The organism is Caulobacter sp. ALps2 (genome assembly GCF_058681635.1).
In genome coordinates this window covers 3,085,281-3,101,935 of the sequence record NZ_CM178743.1, presented here as the reverse complement: position 1 = coordinate 3,101,935, position 16,655 = coordinate 3,085,281, and the positions used below count along the sequence as shown (strand labels likewise).

Annotated in this window: 12 protein-coding genes and 1 pseudogene; 7 read left to right on the top strand and 6 right to left on the bottom strand. The window is 68.4% G+C overall.

What is annotated here, in order from left to right:
- Positions 1-6 precede the first annotated feature (6 nt).
- Together ACW173_RS14700 and ACW173_RS14695 are read right to left on the bottom strand one after the other, a co-directional pair.
- Positions 7-1,116, bottom strand: coding sequence for a PepSY-associated TM helix domain-containing protein (locus tag ACW173_RS14700; RefSeq protein ID WP_492080736.1), 1,110 nt, complete (start codon positions 1,114-1,116; stop codon positions 7-9).
- Complete coding sequence (locus ACW173_RS14695; RefSeq protein WP_492080735.1) at positions 1,116-3,257, bottom strand: TonB-dependent receptor; 2,142 nt, start codon at positions 3,255-3,257, stop codon at positions 1,116-1,118. Before ACW173_RS14695 ends, ACW173_RS14700 begins: the two co-directional genes overlap by 1 nt.
- Positions 3,258-3,610: 353 nt before the next feature.
- Here ACW173_RS14695 and ACW173_RS14690 point away from each other — a divergent pair, with 353 nt between their 5' ends.
- From ACW173_RS14690 to ACW173_RS14660, 7 genes are all read left to right on the top strand, one after another.
- A complete protein-coding gene (locus ACW173_RS14690) occupies positions 3,611-4,837 on the top strand; it encodes an SGNH/GDSL hydrolase family protein (protein ID WP_492080734.1) in 1,227 nt (408 codons plus the stop codon).
- 3 nt (positions 4,838-4,840) lie between these two features.
- A complete protein-coding gene (locus ACW173_RS14685) occupies positions 4,841-5,743 on the top strand; it encodes a polysaccharide deacetylase family protein (protein ID WP_492080733.1) in 903 nt (300 codons plus the stop codon).
- Between the two features lie 67 nt (positions 5,744-5,810).
- Positions 5,811-8,030, top strand: coding sequence for a S9 family peptidase (locus tag ACW173_RS14680; RefSeq protein ID WP_492080732.1), 2,220 nt, complete (start codon positions 5,811-5,813; stop codon positions 8,028-8,030).
- Positions 8,031-8,164: 134 nt separating this feature from the next.
- Positions 8,165-8,374, top strand: coding sequence for a hypothetical protein (locus ACW173_RS14675; RefSeq protein WP_492080731.1), 210 nt, complete (start codon positions 8,165-8,167; stop codon positions 8,372-8,374).
- A gap of 53 nt (positions 8,375-8,427) precedes the next feature.
- The gene (locus ACW173_RS14670; protein ID WP_492080730.1) at positions 8,428-9,216 is read left to right on the top strand and encodes a thioesterase family protein; all 789 of its coding nucleotides are present in this window, start codon (positions 8,428-8,430) and stop codon (positions 9,214-9,216) included.
- Between the two features lie 12 nt (positions 9,217-9,228).
- Positions 9,229-10,818 carry an amidase gene (locus tag ACW173_RS14665; protein WP_492085999.1) on the top strand — a complete coding sequence of 530 codons (1,590 nt, stop codon included), beginning with the start codon at positions 9,229-9,231 and terminating at the stop codon, positions 10,816-10,818.
- 100 nt (positions 10,819-10,918) lie between these two features.
- Entirely contained in the window at positions 10,919-12,727 is a 1,809-nt protein-coding gene (locus ACW173_RS14660) for a vWA domain-containing protein (RefSeq protein WP_492080729.1), read from the top strand.
- A 13-nt stretch (positions 12,728-12,740) separates the two neighbouring features.
- Here the strand turns inward: ACW173_RS14660 and ACW173_RS14655 are convergent, their stop codons facing one another.
- From ACW173_RS14655 to ACW173_RS14640, 4 genes and pseudogenes are all read right to left on the bottom strand, one after another.
- A complete protein-coding gene (locus ACW173_RS14655) occupies positions 12,741-12,917 on the bottom strand; it encodes a hypothetical protein (protein WP_492080728.1) in 177 nt (58 codons plus the stop codon).
- The gene (locus tag ACW173_RS14650) at positions 12,911-13,417 is read right to left on the bottom strand and encodes a hypothetical protein (protein ID WP_492080727.1); all 507 of its coding nucleotides are present in this window, start codon (positions 13,415-13,417) and stop codon (positions 12,911-12,913) included. The genes ACW173_RS14655 and ACW173_RS14650 overlap by 7 nt, the downstream gene beginning before the upstream one ends.
- Positions 13,414-14,925 carry a hypothetical protein gene (locus ACW173_RS14645; RefSeq protein ID WP_492080726.1) on the bottom strand — a complete coding sequence of 504 codons (1,512 nt, stop codon included), beginning with the start codon at positions 14,923-14,925 and terminating at the stop codon, positions 13,414-13,416. Before ACW173_RS14645 ends, ACW173_RS14650 begins: the two co-directional genes overlap by 4 nt.
- Positions 14,867-16,427 (bottom strand): annotated as a pseudogene (locus ACW173_RS14640) (tetratricopeptide repeat protein); the annotation flags it as partial. The gene ACW173_RS14645 and the pseudogene ACW173_RS14640, both read right to left, overlap by 59 nt.
- Between the last annotated feature and the right edge of the window lie 228 nt (positions 16,428-16,655).

The following is a 16,655-nucleotide window of genomic DNA, read 5'->3' as shown; positions in this document are numbered from 1 at the left end:
CTCAGGTCAAGCGACGGCAGGCTTCGCGGCGGGCTTGGCGTTGGGCTTCTCGCGCTTGGGCACGCCCGTCGGATTGCCCCAGAAGGTCACCACCGCCAGCGTGCCCAGCAGGGTCAGCGCCAGGCCAGAGAGCGTCATCACCAAGCGATAGGCCAGGCCGCCGACCTTGGCCGCGTGCAGCGGGAAGTCGAGATTGGCGATGCGCGAGCCCAGCGGCATCGTCTGGGCGTCGCGGCTGGCGACCATCGCGCCGGTGGCCGGATCGAACCAGGCCATGCTGCGGCCGTTGGGCAGCCACTCGACCCGCTGGCGCAGGCGAATGCCGATCAGCCCGCCCTTCTTGGCCGGCAAGCCGATGGTTCGCACCTCGGCGCCGGGGAAGCGGGCCTGGGCCTGGCCGATGACCATGGCCCAGTCGAGATCCTTGGCCAGCTGGCCGCCCTTGATCTTGGGCGCCGCCGAGGCCTCCTCCATCACCGCCGGCGGCGAAAACGGCGCGCGCAGGGCTTGCGAGAACCACTTCAGATTCATCGCCGCGCCCGTGGTCAGCGACAGGATCAACAGCGGCGCGACCAGCACGCCCAGGTCGCGGTGATGGTGGACGATGGCCGCCCGCTTCATCATCCGCGGCCAGAGTCGGAGGTGGAACATCCGCCGCGTCGGCCACCACAGGATCAGGCCGGTAATCACGAACGCAAGGCCCGCCAGGCCGGCGATCCCGCCGACGATCTCGCCCGTGTCGCCGTTGAACAGGTGGTGATGGAAGTCGAAAATCCAGACCTCGGGCCGGGCCCAGTTGGAGGTCCAGCTCTGAACGATATCGCCGTCCTGGTCGGCGAAGGCCGCCTGCTGCTCTTTCTTGTAGGCCAGCTTGTGCAGGCCCAGCCGCTTCGTCGCCAGCACGATCGAGCGCGGACGGTCCTCCGCGCCGAACACCCTGGTCGCCATCGCCGCCAGAGTCGCGGTGTCCTGCCGCTGGGTGTCGGCGGCGTGGGGCACGGTGGCGCGCAGGAAGGCGTCCTCGTGCACCAGCAGCGCGCCGGTGAAACCCAAGAGCGCCAGCAGCAATCCGATCAGACCGCCGGTCCAGCGGTGCAGCAGGCGCAAGGTCTTCATCAGAAGCGGGTTTCCCAGCCAAGCGTCGCCGTCCGGCCGCGGCCGGCGTAGAACTTGTCCTTGGCCGGCAAGGTCGTGTCGGAATAGTAGGTCAGGTACTGCTTGTCGAAGAGGTTCTGGACGCCCAGCGACACCGCCCCGACCGGCAGGGCGTAGCGCACGAAGGCGTCGGCGACCGTGTAGCCCTCGAAGTCGTCCTTCACCAAGGCGGTTCGCATGTTCCGCGACAGGTACTTCTGCATCTGCACGCGCAGCGCCCACTTGCCCGTCTGGTAGTCGGCGGCCAGGTTCAGGCGGTCGGGCGAGATGTTGGCGCCGTCCAGGTCGGTGTCGGTCTTGCCGTCGCTGTTGGTGTCGGTCTGGCCGCGCAGACGCGCGTAGCCGGCCGAGACGTCCAGGCCCGGGACCGGCGTCCTGGCCTTCATATTGGCCTCGAGACCCTCGATGGCCACGCCCTGGCGCTGGACGTCGAAGATGCCGCCGGCGTTCTTGACCAGCAGCTGGCCCAGCTTCGACTTGGACCAGAAGTAGGCGACGCTGGCGTCGAACGGACCACGCTTGTACTCGGCGCCCAGTTCGCGGTTGTTCGACACGATCGGCTCGACGGCGAGGTAGGTGTCGACATCGACATTGGCGACATTGATGCCGCGCAGGATGCGGCCCACGTCCGGCACGGTGTAGCCCTCGGCGTAGCTGGCGTAGAGGCGGATGCCCTCGGCCGGTTCGAACACGGCGCCGCCATTGGCCAGGGTGGCCTTGAAGTCGGGATTGCCGCCGCCGACCTTGCGCGAGCCGTAGAAGGCCAGGGTCTCGAAGTCATCGACCTTCAGCTCGACGTTCTCGAAACGCACGCCGCCGGCCAGACGCAGCTTGCCGTCGAACAGCGCGTAGTTGCCCTGGACGAACGGGGCCAGGCTCTGGAACTTGGTCGGCGGCACCCAGGCGCGGCCGGTGGCGGCCAAAAGCTGCTCGGTGCGGTCATTCATGGCGTCCAGGCCGGCCGTGGCGGTCAGCCCCTGGATCCCCGGCACGGCGCGCTCATAGCTGATCCGCGCGCCCAGCTTGCGCGAGCGGTTCGAGGACTGGTCGAACAGGGTGTTCAGCGGCGCGATCCGCACATCCTGGAAGGTGGCGTTCCTGTCGCCGCCGAAGGTGTCGCGCGAACGGTTGAAGAAGACCTGGGCGTTCAGCACGCCACCACGAAGGTCGTCATTGACCAACGAGGCCGACACCGTCTCGACCCGGTTCGCGGCCGGCATGCCGGGAACGACGCCGCGATAGGCCGTGGTCGGCAGGCGCGCGGCCCGGTTCCCATCGGTGGGCGCGACAGCCGTGCCGGTGACGGTCACGTAGTCGCCGTCGCCCTTCAGCTCGAAGCGATTGGCGACGATGTCCACGCGGGTGCTGTCGGAGACCTGCCAGCCAAGGCGCCCGAACACCGACAGGGTCTTGGAGTCCTGGACGTCGCCTTGCGTGTTGTCCATGCCGATGCGGCGGCCCTTGGCGTCGTAGAAGGCGCCGCGCGCGTCATAGGCGACGCCGACCGTGGCGTCGAAAGCCCCTTCGCGCCAGCCGACCAGGCCGGCGACCTTGCCGCCAACCGCGTCACCGAGCTTCTGGGCCAGGGTGGTCTGGACCAAGGCCCGGCCCGAGACGCCGTCTTCCTTGGGCGGACCGACCGTCACCTGGTTGACCACGCCGCCGGTGGCGCCGATGCCCTGCAGGGCGTTGGAGCCGTAGATCAACTCGACACGATCGATGAAGAATGGGTCGATCGTGTAGCCGTCGCGCGAGCCGTCGCGGATCGGGGTCGACTGCGGGATGCCATTGATCGCGTACAGCGGCGAGCGGCCGCGCAGGCTCTCCCCCGCCCCCGACAGTTTCTGACGGGTCGGCGAGAACGAGGGCGACAGGGTCGAGATCGCGTCGACGATCGAGCCGCTGACGGCGACCTGTTGGCTAAGCGTCTCGTTGTCGACGATGTCCACGGTCAGCGGCAGGGCGCTGGCCGGCAGGATGGTCCGCGCGGCGGTGATCACCACCTGGTCGACATCGCCCGAAGCGGACTGAGCGTGCGCGACGCTCGCGCAGGCCAGGGCCAGCAGGGAGGCGGCGGCGAGACGGCGGGCTTGAGGCGACATGAACACAGATCCGGACAGCGAAGGTCCGCGGCGGGTATAACTTTTGCGACTAATTTGCAATATCGAAAGGTCGACAGCGCTTCGGTTCGCCCTTCGCGCGCCCGAACGCGCAAAAGAAAAGCCCGGTCAAACGACCGGGCCGAAAGTTTATAGGGAGGAAACGCCCAGGAAGGGCAGAGGCGCTCGGCGCCTCACGGGATCTTGTTAGCGCTACCACATGTGTAGATGCAAGCGATTCCTGACAGGCGCGGCGAGCTGCCGCACTCATGCTCTTCAAGCGCTTTACGGCGGGCCAGCGAGGCCATATCGATGTTACCGCTACCGACAGCAAGTCGGAGCGGGAGAAAACGCTGATGAGAATGTTTTCGCGGCCTGCGTTCCTTGCCGCTGGTCTGGCCTTCGCCCTGGCTCTACCGGTCCATGCCGAGACCCCGCGCTGGGTCGGCAGCTGGGCCAGCGCCCAAATGGCGCCGGACGCCAAGAACGGCCTCGCCGCCGAAGACTACCCCAACGCCACCCTGCGCCAGGTCGTGCGCCTGTCGATCGGCGGCGATAAGGTGCGAGTGCGGCTGTCGAACGCCTTCGGGACCCAGCCCCTGACGATCAAGGCCGCGCGGGTCGCCGTCTCCGCCGCCCTGAACTCGGCCCGCATCGATCCAGCCACCGACCGCGCCCTGACCTTCTCGGGTCGGACCGAAGTGACCCTTCCCGCCGGCGCGGACTATTGGTCCGATCCGGTGGCCCTGAAGGTCGCGCCGCTGACCAGCCTGGCCATCAGTCTGCGCTATGCCGCCGCGCCCAGCGTCCAGACCGGCCATCCAGGCTCGCGGGCGACCTCATACGTCCTGGCCGGCGACCACACCGCCGACGCCGACCTGCCGGGCGCCAAAACCGCCGACCGCTGGTTCCAGATCTCCAGCGTCGATGTGACCTCCGAGAAGAAGTCGGGCGCGATCGTGGCGTTCGGCGACAGCATCACCGACGGCTATGGCGTCCAGCCCAACACCAACCTGCGCTGGACCGACGGCTTCGTCGAACGGCTGAAGGGCAAGAACCTGGGGGTGCTGAACCTGGGCATCGGCGGCAACCGCGTGCTGCTGGACGGCCTGGGCCCCAACGCGCTGGCGCGGTTCGAGCGAGACGTCCTCTCACAGGCCGGCGTCACCCACGTGATCCTGCTGGAGGGCGTCAACGACCTGGGCGTCCTGACCCGCGACGCGCCCGCCACGCCCGAAGCCCACAAGGCCCTGGTCGAGCAGGTCATCGCCGCCTATCGCCAGATGATCGCCCGTGCCCACGACCGGGGGATCAAGGTGATCGGCGCGACCATCCTGCCCTACTCCGGCTCGGCCTATTACCACCCTGGCCCCGAGAGCGAGGCCGACCGCCAGGCGATCAACGCCTTCATCCGCGCGCCCGGAAACTTCGACGGCGTCATCGATTGGGACAAGGCCCTGCGCGACCCTGCCCGCCCGACGTTCCTGCTGCCGGCCTATGACAATGACGGCCTTCACCCCAACATGGCCGGCTACAAGGCCATGGCGGACGCGATTCCGCTGAGCCTGTTCGAAAGCAAGTAACCCATGCGTCTCGCACTCGCCGCCGCCTTCGCCCTGGTCGCAACTGCCGCCCAGGCCGCCGAAAAGCCCGTCATCGCCTTCACCTGGGACGACCTGCCCGCCCACGCGGCCCTGCCGCCGGGCGTGACCCGCACCCAGATCGCGACCGATCTGCTGAAGGCCTCGGCCGACGCCAAGGCTCCGGCGTTCGGCTTCATCAACGGTGTCCAGACCGAGCGCGAGCCCGGCTCCGATGCGGCGCTGAAGCTGTGGCGCGAGGCCGGCCAGCCGCTGGGCAACCACGGCTGGTCGCATCAGAACCTGGCCAGCCTGACGCCCGAGCAGTTCGCGGACGAGGCCGCCAAGAACGAACCGATGCTCAAGGACCTGATGGCCGGCCAGGACTGGCGCTGGCTGCGCTTTCCGTTCCTGTCGGAAGGCGACACACCCGAAAAACGCCTGGCGGTGCGCGCCTGGCTGGCGACCAACCACTACAAGATCGCCAGCGTCACCATGAGCTTCGGCGACTGGGCCTTCAGCGATCCCTATGCCCGCTGCGTCGCCAAGAACGACCAGGCCGCGATCGCGAAGCTGGAGACGATCTATCTGGACGGCGCGGCCGCCGTCGCCGACCGCTCGCGGGCCATGGCCAAGACGTTGTATGGCAAGGACATCCCCTACGTCCTCTTAATGCACGGCGGCGCCTTCGAGGCCCGCATGGCCACGCGCTTGTTCAAGCTCTACCAGGACAAGGGCTTTGGTTTCACGACGCTGGAGAAGGCCGAGAGCCACCCGTTCTACAGGACGGACGTGGACCCCGGCCTGCCGCCCGAGCCGACCGCCCTGGAGGACGCTCTGAAGGCCAGGGGCCTGCCGGTCCCGGCGCTGCCGATCGACCTGGCGGCGGTGCAAGGCATGTGTCGCTGAGCCCGTTGCAGCGCTGAAACACATTCCCTGCTGACAACGGCGACGCTCCCGCATAGCGTCCCGCGCCATGATCAAGCCCTCGCTCACGGCGCTCGCGGCCGTCCTCGCCCTCTCGACTCCTGTGATGGCGGAAAAACTCACCCCGGAACGGGTTTTCGCCGATCCCAGCCTGTCGGGTCCCACCGCCAAGGGCGTGGCCCTGTCGCCGGACGGCAAGCGGGTGACCTATCTGAAGGGCAAGCCGGAAACGGCCAACGTCCAGGACCTGTGGGCCGCCGACGTCAAGGGCGGCGAGCCCTATCGCCTTATCGACAGCGCGGCCCTCTCCTCGGGCGCCAAGGAGCTGTCGGAAGCCGAAAAGGCCCGCCGTGAACGGGCCCGCGTCTCGGCGCGCGGCATCGTCGAATACAGCTGGGACAAGCAGGGGCGATTCATCCTCGTTCCGCTCGACGGCGACCTCTATCTGGACAGCGTCGCCGACGGCAAGGTCACGCGCCTGACCGAAACGCCGGGCGACGAGGTCGACGCCAAGGTTTCGCCCAAGGGCGGCTTCGTCTCTTACGTCCGCGACCAGAACCTCTACATCAAGCCGGTCACCGGCGGCGGGGCCGAGACGGCCCTGACCACCGAGGGCAAGGACACCCTGTCGTTCGGCACGGCCGAGTTCGTGGTGCAGGAAGAGCTGGATCGCTTCACCGGCTACTGGTGGAGCCCGGACGAGAGCCGCATCGTCTATACCCGCGTCGACGAGAGCACCGTCGACGTCGTGCCGCGCGCCGACATCGGCCCGGGCGGCGCCACCGTGGTGAGCCAGCGTTATCCGCGCGCCGGCCGTCCCAACGCCGTGGTCGAACTGTTCGTCCGCGACCTGGCCTCGGGTCAGATCCGCAAGCTGGACCTGGGCGCGAACAAGGACATCTACCTGGCCCGCGTCGACTGGTCCGCCGACGGCAAGACCGTCTACGCCCAGCGCCTGTCGCGCGACCAGAAGACCCTGGACCTGATCGCCTTCGACGCCGCCACCGGCGCCGCCAAGACGATCCTGACCGAAACCGACCCGCACTACATCGAGGTCTGGAAAGACTTCACGCCCCTCAAGGACGGCACGTTCCTGTGGGCGTCGGAGAAGGACGGTAACAAGCACCTCTATCACCACGCCGCCGACGGCAAGCTGATCGCCCAGCTGACCAAGGGCGACTGGCCGGTGAGCGCCGTCGAAGGCGTCGACGAGGCCCGCAAGGTGGCGATCTTCACCGCCTCGATGGACACCCCGCTGGAGCGTCGCCTGTATGAGGTGTCGTATGCCAAGCCGGGCAAGCCCAAGGCCCTGACCCCGGCCGGTGGCTGGTGGACCGCCAAGGTGGCCGCCAGCGGCGGCGCCTTCGCCGGCACGTACGAAGATCCCAAGACCCCGCCGCGGACGGCTCTGTATTCGGCCGACGGCAAGCGCGTGCGCTGGATCGAGGAGAACAGGCTGGCCGAGGGTCACCCCTACTGGCCCTACGCCTCGACCCTGCCGGTTCCGGAATACGGCTCGCTGAAGGCCACCGACGGCGAGACCCTCTATTACGAGATTCTCAAGCCGCAGAACTTCGACGCCAGCAAGAAGTATCCGGCCATCGTCGCGGTCTATGGCGGCCCGCACGCCCAGCAGGTCAAGCGGACCTGGCAGAGCGTGTCCGAGCGCACCTATCTGGAAGCGGGCTACGTCATCTTCCGCCTGGACAACCGCGGCAGCGGCAACCGCTCAGCCAAGTTCCAGCGCGCCCTGGATCGCCACCTGGGCACGGTCGAGGTCGAGGATCAGCTGCTGGGCGCCAAGTTCCTGGCCGGCCTGCCCTATGTCGACGCCGACAAGCTGGGCGTGATGGGCTGGTCGTACGGCGGCTTCATGACCCTGATGCTGCTGACGGCCGACAACACCCCGTTCAAGGCCGGCGCGGCCGGCGCCCCGCCGACCGAGTGGAGCCTGTACGACACGGCCTATACCGAGCGCTACATGGGCAAGCCGGACGAGAACAAGGCCGGCTACGCCTATTCGGACATCAACAACCGGATCGGCAAGCTGAAGCCCGACACCCTGCTGCTGCTGCACGGCATGGCCGACGACAACGTCATCTTCGAGAACAGCACCCGCTTGATGTCGGCCCTGCAAGCCAAGGCCATCCCGTTCGAGATGGCCCTGTATCCGGGCGAGCGTCACAGCGCGCCGCGCAGCAAGACCAAGGGCCTGCACATCCTGCGGACCCACCTGGGCTTCTTCGGTCGCAAGCTGAAGGGCGAATAGACCCGCTGTCGTCCGCGCTCATCCGGGCGCGGACGACGCCGCGACATCCTGTCCCGCCCTTTGACCTTATGTCGCAGGGTGTTCGGGTCGGACACAGCCTATGGTTATCGGCGCTGGTTCAGGAATACAGGCCGATGACCAAGACCACCGAAGCCGCCGTCGAATGGCTGATCGAGACCGTCAAGGAAGCCCTCGAGGAAGGGCGCGCCACCGAGACCGAGCTCGAAGAGTGGCTACTGGCCGCTATCCTGCTGGAAGAAATGGCCATTGAGGAACAGCGCGACGAGCGGGACGCCCGCACGTTCGGCGCCTGGTTCGCTCAGGCCAACGGGACGCTGCACTAACGGTTCTCACGCCCGCTTGACTTCCGTAGCGAAAGAAAACGAACCTTCGCTATATGACCAGCTACACCGATCTCGTCGCCGCCATCGCCGCCACCGACACCGGCTTCTCGGCCCATGTCTCCGACGATTGGAAGCAAGGCCGCACCACCTATGGCGGTCTCAGCGCGGCGCTGTGCGTCGAGGCGGCCCAGCGGGCGTTTCCGGACGCCCCGCCCCTGCGCTCGGCCCAGTTCGCGTTCGTCGGCCCAGCCGCCGGCGAGCTGTCGATCGGGGTCAAGGCGCTGCGCCAAGGCAAGTCGACCCTGTTCGCCAGCGTCGACCTGCTCGGCGAGCAAGGCGTGGCCACCCACGGGACCCTGACCTTCGGCGCCGCCCGCGAGTCGCACCTCTCGCACGAGGACGTCCCCTGCCCGGCCGTCGCGCCGCCGGACCAGTGCGAGCCTTTCCACAAGGGCGACACCAGCCAGGCGCCCAGCTTCATCCGCCAGTTCGATTTCCGCGTCGCCGGCGGCGGGCGTCCGGGCACGGGCGAGCCTCCGGAATACCTGCTGTGGATCCGCCACCGCGACGCGGCCGCGACCTCGCTGTCGGCCCTGATCGCCCTGGGCGACGCCCCGCCCCCGCCGGCCATGACCCTGTTCAAGAAGTTCGGCCCGATCTCGACCATGACCTGGGCGCTCGACATCGTGGGCCTGCCGGATGAAGACGACGACGGCTGGCGCCTGCTGCGCAGCAAATCCGAGACCATCGGCGACGGTTATTCCACCCAGGAGATGCACCTGTGGGACAGCCGTGGCCGTCCGCTGATCCTGGCGCGGCAGAACGTGGCGATCTTCGTCTAGCCGCGCACGAACCTGCCCGACGGCCCTTGGCGGACGCGGATTTTTGACCTCATGCTCCCCGTCCGGTCCGCGCCCAGGAGTCGCGAGGCCAAGTTCGGGGAAACGCTGATGACCAAGATCGCCTGCCTGGCTGGCGCCGCCGCTATCGCTCTGCTCGCGGGAAGCGCTTCGGCCCAGACATCCGAAGACGCGACCAAGGGTTATCTGGCGGTCATCAAGGACAAGAACCCCGTCCTCAACGCGGTCATCGTCACCAACCCGCACGCCCTGGCCAACGCCCGCGCGCTGGACGCCGAGCGCAAGGCCGGCAAGGTCCGCTCCCCGCTGCACGGCGCGCCGATCCTGCTGAAGGACAATATCGAGAGCGCCGACGGCACGGCCACCACCGCCGGCTCGCTGGCGCTGAAGGATAATGTCACCGGCCGCGACGCCCCCATCGTCAAGCGCCTGACCGACGCGGGCCTGGTGATCTTGGGCAAGGCCAACCTTTCGGAATGGGCCAATATCCGCTCGTCCAAGTCGATCAGCGGCTGGAGCGCGGTGGGCGGCGCGGTGCGTAACCCCTATGTCCTGGACCGCAGCGCCTGCGGCTCGTCCAGCGGCTCGGGCGCGGCGGTGGCGGCGGGCCTCGCGCCGCTCGCCATCGGCACCGAGACCGACGGCTCGATCACCTGCCCGGCGGCGATCAACGGCCTGGTCGGGATCAAGCCGACCGTTGGCCTGGTTTCGCGCACCCACATCGTGCCGATCAGCCACAGCCAGGACACCGCCGGCCCGATGACCACCACGGTCGAGGACGCGGCCAAGGTGCTGACCATCATCGCCGGCAGCGACCCCGCCGACCCGGCCACCAAGGAGGCCGACGCCCGCAAGACCGACTACGCCGCCGGCCTCTCCAAGGACGCGCTGAAGGGCGTCAAGCTGGCCGTGGCGCGGTTCTATACTGGCTACTCGCCCAAGACCGACGCGGTGTTCGAGAACGCCCTGAAGGAACTGCAAGCCCAGGGCGCGATCCTGGTCGACGTGAAAGAGTTCGACGAAGGCCCGATCGGCAAGGCCGAAGGCACGGTGCTCTACACCGAGCTGAAGGCCGACATGGCCGCCTATCTCGGCTCCACCGATCCGAAGAAGGTGGCCAGCCGCACGCTGGCCGACCTGATCGCCTTCAACAAGGCGACCCCCAAGGAGTTCGAATGGTTCGGCCAGGAGAGCTTCGAGCGGGCCGAAAAGACCAAGGGCCTGACCGATCCGGAATATCTGAAGGCCCTGGCCGACTCCAAGCGGATGGCCGGCCCCGAGGGCATCGACAAGATCCTCAAGGACACCGGCGCGGTGGCCATCGTCGCCCCGACCACCGGCCCGGCCTGGACGATCGATCCGCTGAACGGCGACAACTACGGCGGCTCATCGACCACCCTGCCCGCCGTCGCCGGCTATCCGCACCTGACCGTGCCGATGGGCGCCGTCACCGGCCTGCCGGTGGGGCTGTCGTTCATCGGCCCGGCCTGGAGCGAGAAGCTGCTGCTGAACCTGGGCTACGCCTACGAGCAGGCCACGCACCATCGCAAGCCGCCGACGTTCTTGAAAACGATCGCGCCGTAGACCGGAGGTGAAATCACCCCTAGGTTGATCTTGCTTGGTGCCCGACTTTCGTCATATTACGATTGTAATTATTTGAGCGTCATAAGCAGGGAGATCGGCCATGGTTCGTCGAGGGCTTCGTGTCGCGGGCGTCGGCCTGCTCTCTCTGGCCATGGTCGGCGCGTCGCCGGCCTTTGCCCTGCCGCCAGGAGACGGCGTCGTGACGCCCGAGGCCTGCGCGGCCTTGGGCTTCGGGGCGGTTCAGACGGGCGTCGACACGCGCGTCCCAACCTATGCGCCAAGCCGCGCGCTGCTGCAGTCCGAGTTGAAGGGGCGGCACGCGCCGCCGCCAGGACCGCCCCCGCCTCCGCCGCCACCGCCGCCTCCCCCACCACCGGCGCCGGCGTACATGACGCCTCCGCCTCCGCCGCCGCTGCCGATCCCGCCGGTGCAATCGCGCATAGCCCCGCCGATCATCAGCGGCTCGCCGCACGTGCCCACGACGATGGACACCGAGCACTACCCGAACGCGGCCGCCAATCCGGTCAAGCGCGTGGCCGACGACCCGGTCTCGACCTTCTCGATCGACGTCGACACGGCCGCCTACGCCAACACCCGCCGGTTCCTCAACGATGGCTCCGCCCCGCCGCGTGACGCCATTCGGGTCGAGGAGCTGGTGAACTACTTCGATTATGGCTACGCCCGCCCGGCCAGCGCGCAGACGCCGTTCCGCGCCACGGTCGCGGTCGCCCCGTCGCCGTGGTCGGCGCAGCGCCAGATTCTGCACATCGGACTGCAGGGCTATGAGACGCCGCGCACCACCGCGCCGCCGCTGAACCTGGTGTTCCTGGTCGACACCTCGGGCTCGATGATGGGACCCGACCGCCTGCCCCTGGCCCAGAAGGCGCTGAACGTGCTGATCGACCAGTTGCGCCCGCAAGACCGCGTCGCGATGGTCGCCTATGCCGGCTCGGCCGGCGCGGTGCTGAGTCCGACCGACGGCCGCTCCAAGCTGAAGATGCGCTGCGCCCTGGGCGCGCTGCGGGCGGGCGGCTCGACGGCGGGCGGCCAGGGGCTGGAGCTGGCCTACACCCTGGCCAAGCAGAACTTCGCCAAGGGCGCGGTCAACCGGGTGATCCTGGTCACCGACGGCGACTTCAATGTCGGCATCGCGGACCCGTCGCGCCTAAAGGACTTCGTCGCCGACCAACGCAAGAGCGGCGTCTACCTGTCGGTCTACGGCTTTGGCCGGGGCAACTACAATGACGCGATGATGCAGGCCCTGGCCCAGAACGGCAACGGCGCGGCCGCCTATGTCGACACCCTGAACGAGGCTCGCAAGCTGCTGCGTGACGACTTCCAGGCCAGCCTGTTCCCCATCGCCGATGACGTGAAGATCCAGGTCGAGTTCAATCCGGCGCGGGTCAGCGAGTACCGCCTGATCGGCTACGAGACGCGCCTCTTGAACCGCGAGGACTTCAACAACGATCAGGTCGACGCTGGCGAGGTCGGCTCGGGCGCGTCGGTGACGGCGCTGTACGAGATCACTCCGGTGGGCGCGCGGCCATCGTCGGATCCCCTGCGCTACGGCGACAAGAAGCCGGCCCCGGTCGCCGGCGCGGGCAGCGAACTGGCCTTCCTGAAGGTGCGCTACAAGCCGCCGGGCGGAACGACCTCGAAGCTGATCGAGCGGCCGATCGGCAAGGCGGACACGTATGCCAATCTATCGGCGGCGCCGGAGGCCACTCGGTTCGCGGTGGCGGTGGCGGCCTACGGCCAGAAGCTGCGCGGCGATCCTTGGCTGGACGAGAGCTTCGACTGGCCCGCGATCACCGCCCTTGCGCAAGGCGCGCGCGGCGAGGACCCCGACGGCCTGCGGGCGGAGTTCGTGCAGCTGACCAAGGCGGCGCGGGACGTGAAGGCGCGGTGAGCGGCGCGCCTTCCTACGGAATCCTGGGCCGGATCGTGTCGATCGGCGGCGGGGGCGGCGTCACCTTGTGCGGGTTCGGCGCCGAGGGTGGCGGTGGACCGATGGGGCCGGGATACGACGGATAGTAGGGTCGCGCACAGGCCGCCAGGGCGACGGCGGCCAGGCTCAGGACGAGAACCGGCTTCAGCATCGGCGGTCGCCGGGCCCCTGCTGACCCGACAGGCCCAGGCCCGAACGGAAGCAGCGGTTTTCGTAGCGCGGATCCCAGACCTCGGTGCGGCCGTCTGAGCGCGTGAACTGCCACCGCTCGCCGCGATCGTCGCGGCCCGAGATGCTGACCTGGCCCGGACGGTCCGAGGTCACGCCGTACGACTCGCGGGTGATGCCGTCGACCGCGCAGGACGAGACCAGGCCTGGACGGCTGAGGTCGCCCGTCAGGCCAGCGGCCGAACCGGTCTGGGCGTTGTAGGTGGCGATGTCGGCGCCGCCGCCACGGCCGCCGCCGACGAACACCTGGGTGCCCGTCGTGCTGTCATAGGTCATGATGTCGGGGGCCTGGCCCGTGATCGGCGCGCCGCAGATGTCGCGGCGCTTGGGACCGCCCTGCCCCGGCTGGGCCGAGGCCTGGGCCGCGACCAGGGTCGAGGCGGCGACCAGCGTGGTCGCCAGGATGCGAACCAGCTTGCTCATCGGGGAGCTCCTTGAGCCGAGGGCGGAACCCTCTCATAGGTGGGCGGCGCGCCCGCGGGACCGGGGACGGTGCGATAGACGTCGGGCTGCCGCGGACCGCCGGCCAGGCCGGCGGCGGCGGAGTCGTCAGCCAGCTCCGGCGGCGGGTTGGACGCGGCCATCGGCGCCTGGGTCCTGATCGCGTCGGCCGGCCAGTAGGTGTCGTAGTCCAGGCGGGCGCGGTCGCGTTGCGTGCGATACAGCTCCGGCGCCTCGAACCACGGACGGCAGGTCAGCTCGCCATCGAAGAAGCCGCTGACCAGGGCCTTGCAGCCTTCCGGACGGGCGTAGATGCGGTTGTCCACGGCGCGGATCTGGCCGCCGGCGTCGGCATAGACGCCCGAGCGCATGACGCCCACGATCTTGTTGTGGCTGGCATAGGCCACGCCCGAGGCGACGTAGAGGCCGACATCGACCGCTTCCAGCTCGCCGTCGTTGAGGCGCAGGTTGGCGTTCTCGACCGTCACGGCCCAGTCGCTGTCGCGGACCACCGGACGCAGCAGGGTCGTCTCGTCGCCGCCGCCGATATAGACGCCGCGCGAGAAGCCATCGACGTACAGGCCGTCGATGGTCACCAGCTGCTGGCGGTTCATGCCGCTGATCACGAAGCCGGCCGAGTTGCGGGTGCGCGACGAGCCGGTCCAGTCGCCCAGGCGGACGATGCGGATGTCGCGCAGGCGGCTGTCGCCGGCGGTCTCAAAGGCGCCGCCGATCGCCGTGGCGGCGATCTCGACGTTCGAGGCCATGATCGTGCCGGTGGCCTTGACCACCGCCGAGCGGGTGCGGCCGATGAAGACGGCGTTCGAGAGCTCGATGCGGCTGTCGCCGATATCGAAGGCCGAGGCGTCGCCGTCGTAGCGGACCGACACGTCCTTCAGGGCGATCTCGGTGGCGCGGCCGACGATGCACGAGGCCGAGCCGCCGCGGCGGGACTCGATGCCCAGGCCTTCCAGCACCACGAACTGCACGCCCGGCGCGATCTTGATGCACGGCTGGTCGGCCGGGGCCACCAGGATCGGACGGCCAGGACCCGGCGTGTAGTTGCGCACCACGATCGTCACCGACTGGGTGATGTTCAGCGAGTCGACGCACGCGCCGCCCTCGCTGGAGGTCAGGGTGATGGTGTCCCCGTCATAGAGGCGCGCCAGGGTGTCGGAGACCTGGCCCGGATAGGCGTAGTCGCAGTTGATCTCGCGCGGGACGTAACGTCCGCCGGGACCATAGCCGCCGCCGTTGCCGATCACGCAACGGCCGCGCGAGCGATAGTAGCCGCGCGGACAGGGCTTGGGCTTGGCGTAGCGGACCTTGCAGCCATGCGAGAGATTGGGCTGGATCAGGAGGCCGAAGCACGGCCGGATCTGCTGGTCGATCTTGGCGTCGGGCGAGGCGAAGGCGACCTCGGGCGCGGTGGCCGCCACGCCCAGGATCAGGGCGGCCCAAAGCGCCATCAGGCGGCTGAGGCGCAGCATCAGTAGTCCCTTTCGCTATACGGGCGACCACGATCGGCCGCGGGCCGGGGCGGACGCGAGACCTGGGCCAGCAGCTGTTGCAGGCGATAGGCCGACGGTTTGAAGCCCGAAAGGGCGCCGTCGAGCTGGTAGACCACCGCCTTGGCGCGGTCCTGGTCGGCCACGCCCTGCAGGCCCAGGGAGAAGAAGGTCGACATGGCGTACTTGGCCTCGGCCGAACCCTGACGCTCGGCTTCCGAGTACCAGTGATAGGCGCGGGCGTAGTCGCGCGGCACGCCGACGCCTTCGGAGTACATCACCGCCAGCACCAGCTGGGCCTTGGACGAGCCGTTGACCGCCGCGTACTGGATGGCCCGAACCTTCTCGATCGCCGCCAGGCGACCGGTGGCGGGACGGCCCAGCATGCTCTGCAGCGTCTGGGCGTCGTTCACGGTCAGCAGCTTCTCGTCCAGCATCGGCGAGGAAATGACCCGCAGATAGGTCAGGGCCTCGGCCACGTGGACGAAGGGCAGTTCGTTGATGCGGCTGAGCGCGGCCTCGCGGGCCTCGCCCGACAGGTCCGACTCGTCGGAGTGCGGCACGCCCGAGTCTGGCGATTCCGGCGGATAGAACTCGTAGGTCGGGATCCAGCGCTTGGCCTTGGTCTCGACGAAAGAGCCATAGGAGGCCCGTTGCGGCGAGCTGCGCTCGAAGTCCTTGAGCATGACATAGGCCGACACGTCGCCGGTCTGAACCGCCAGGTAATTGTAGAGATAGGCGTCGACGTCGTTGCGGCGGAACAGGTCCAGGGCCGCCGGCGCGCCGGGCGTGCTGGGCTTGCCGTAGGCCTCGATGGCCTGGAGGTTGTCCGACGGCTCGCCATACGGGCCGAAATAACCGTCGTGGATGCGCGCCAGGGTGCGGAAGCCGTCCGCGCCTTGCGCCGACAGGACGTAGATCACGCGGTTGCGGACCTTCTCGCGCTCCTCGGTCGACATGCGCGACAGCAGGCGGTCGAGCGCGCCGTAGGCGCTGCGGCGCTCGAAGGCGCGGCAGTCGTCGAAGCGCGAGACGGCGCGTGATTCCTTGCCCCGACGTTCATAGGCGGCGATCGGCGCGTAGCCGCCCGAGTTGGACAAGGCCATGGCGTACCAGACGGCCGCCTCGACCGGATCCTCGAGGTTCTTGTCGACCGCGCGCTGGCCCTCATACCGGCGAGCCAGCTCCAACTGGGCGAAGAAATCGCCGCGGAAACCGCCCTGGCGCAGGGCGCGTATTTCTTGCTGCTGCTGATTGAACTGGCCAGAGACGCCCTGGGCCGCCTGCGGACGCGGACAAGCGCTTGCGCGCTTGTGGAACCAGAAGCTGGGGCCTGTGTCGCAGCCAACGAGGGGAATCACTACCGCCGCCACGATCGCGCCCACCGGGGCGCGACGCAGCCAGGCCGAACGACCGGCGTAAGCCCGCCCGGCCGCTTCGCGTAGCATCGCAAGGCGCGCAAAAGCGTCGCCGGCCTGCCGCATGAATCCCCCTTCAGCCCAGCCCGTTAACCATAAAACAACGATCTCTCATGTGCCCGGGATCGAACACTGTCAAGGTCAGCTCAACCCATCCGGGGATGAAGTCTTTGTCACGACAGTGAAGGTTCGCTCGACAGGCGAATTTCCGGGATTTCCCGTCATTTCGCCGCCAACGGAACATCTCAAGAGAAGCGTCGAGAAGCCGACAACGGACTTAAACCGCTGTCGGCT

Bases quoted from the DNA above. Each gene is read 5' to 3' on its own strand.
- ACW173_RS14700 (WP_492080736.1), bottom strand. From the start codon at position 1,116: ATGAAGACCTTGCGCCTGCTGCACCGCTGGACCGGCGGTCTGATCGGA.
- ACW173_RS14695 (WP_492080735.1), bottom strand. From the start codon at position 3,257: ATGTCGCCTCAAGCCCGCCGTCTCGCCGCCGCCTCCCTGCTGGCCCTG.
- ACW173_RS14690 (WP_492080734.1), top strand. From the start codon at position 3,611: ATGAGAATGTTTTCGCGGCCTGCGTTCCTTGCCGCTGGTCTGGCCTTC.
- ACW173_RS14685 (WP_492080733.1), top strand. From the start codon at position 4,841: ATGCGTCTCGCACTCGCCGCCGCCTTCGCCCTGGTCGCAACTGCCGCC.
- ACW173_RS14680 (WP_492080732.1), top strand. From the start codon at position 5,811: ATGATCAAGCCCTCGCTCACGGCGCTCGCGGCCGTCCTCGCCCTCTCG.
- ACW173_RS14675 (WP_492080731.1), top strand. From the start codon at position 8,165: ATGACCAAGACCACCGAAGCCGCCGTCGAATGGCTGATCGAGACCGTC.
- ACW173_RS14670 (WP_492080730.1), top strand. From the start codon at position 8,428: ATGACCAGCTACACCGATCTCGTCGCCGCCATCGCCGCCACCGACACC.
- ACW173_RS14660 (WP_492080729.1), top strand. From the start codon at position 10,919: ATGGTTCGTCGAGGGCTTCGTGTCGCGGGCGTCGGCCTGCTCTCTCTG.
- ACW173_RS14655 (WP_492080728.1), bottom strand. From the start codon at position 12,917: ATGCTGAAGCCGGTTCTCGTCCTGAGCCTGGCCGCCGTCGCCCTGGCG.
- ACW173_RS14650 (WP_492080727.1), bottom strand. From the start codon at position 13,417: ATGAGCAAGCTGGTTCGCATCCTGGCGACCACGCTGGTCGCCGCCTCG.
- ACW173_RS14645 (WP_492080726.1), bottom strand. From the start codon at position 14,925: ATGCTGCGCCTCAGCCGCCTGATGGCGCTTTGGGCCGCCCTGATCCTG.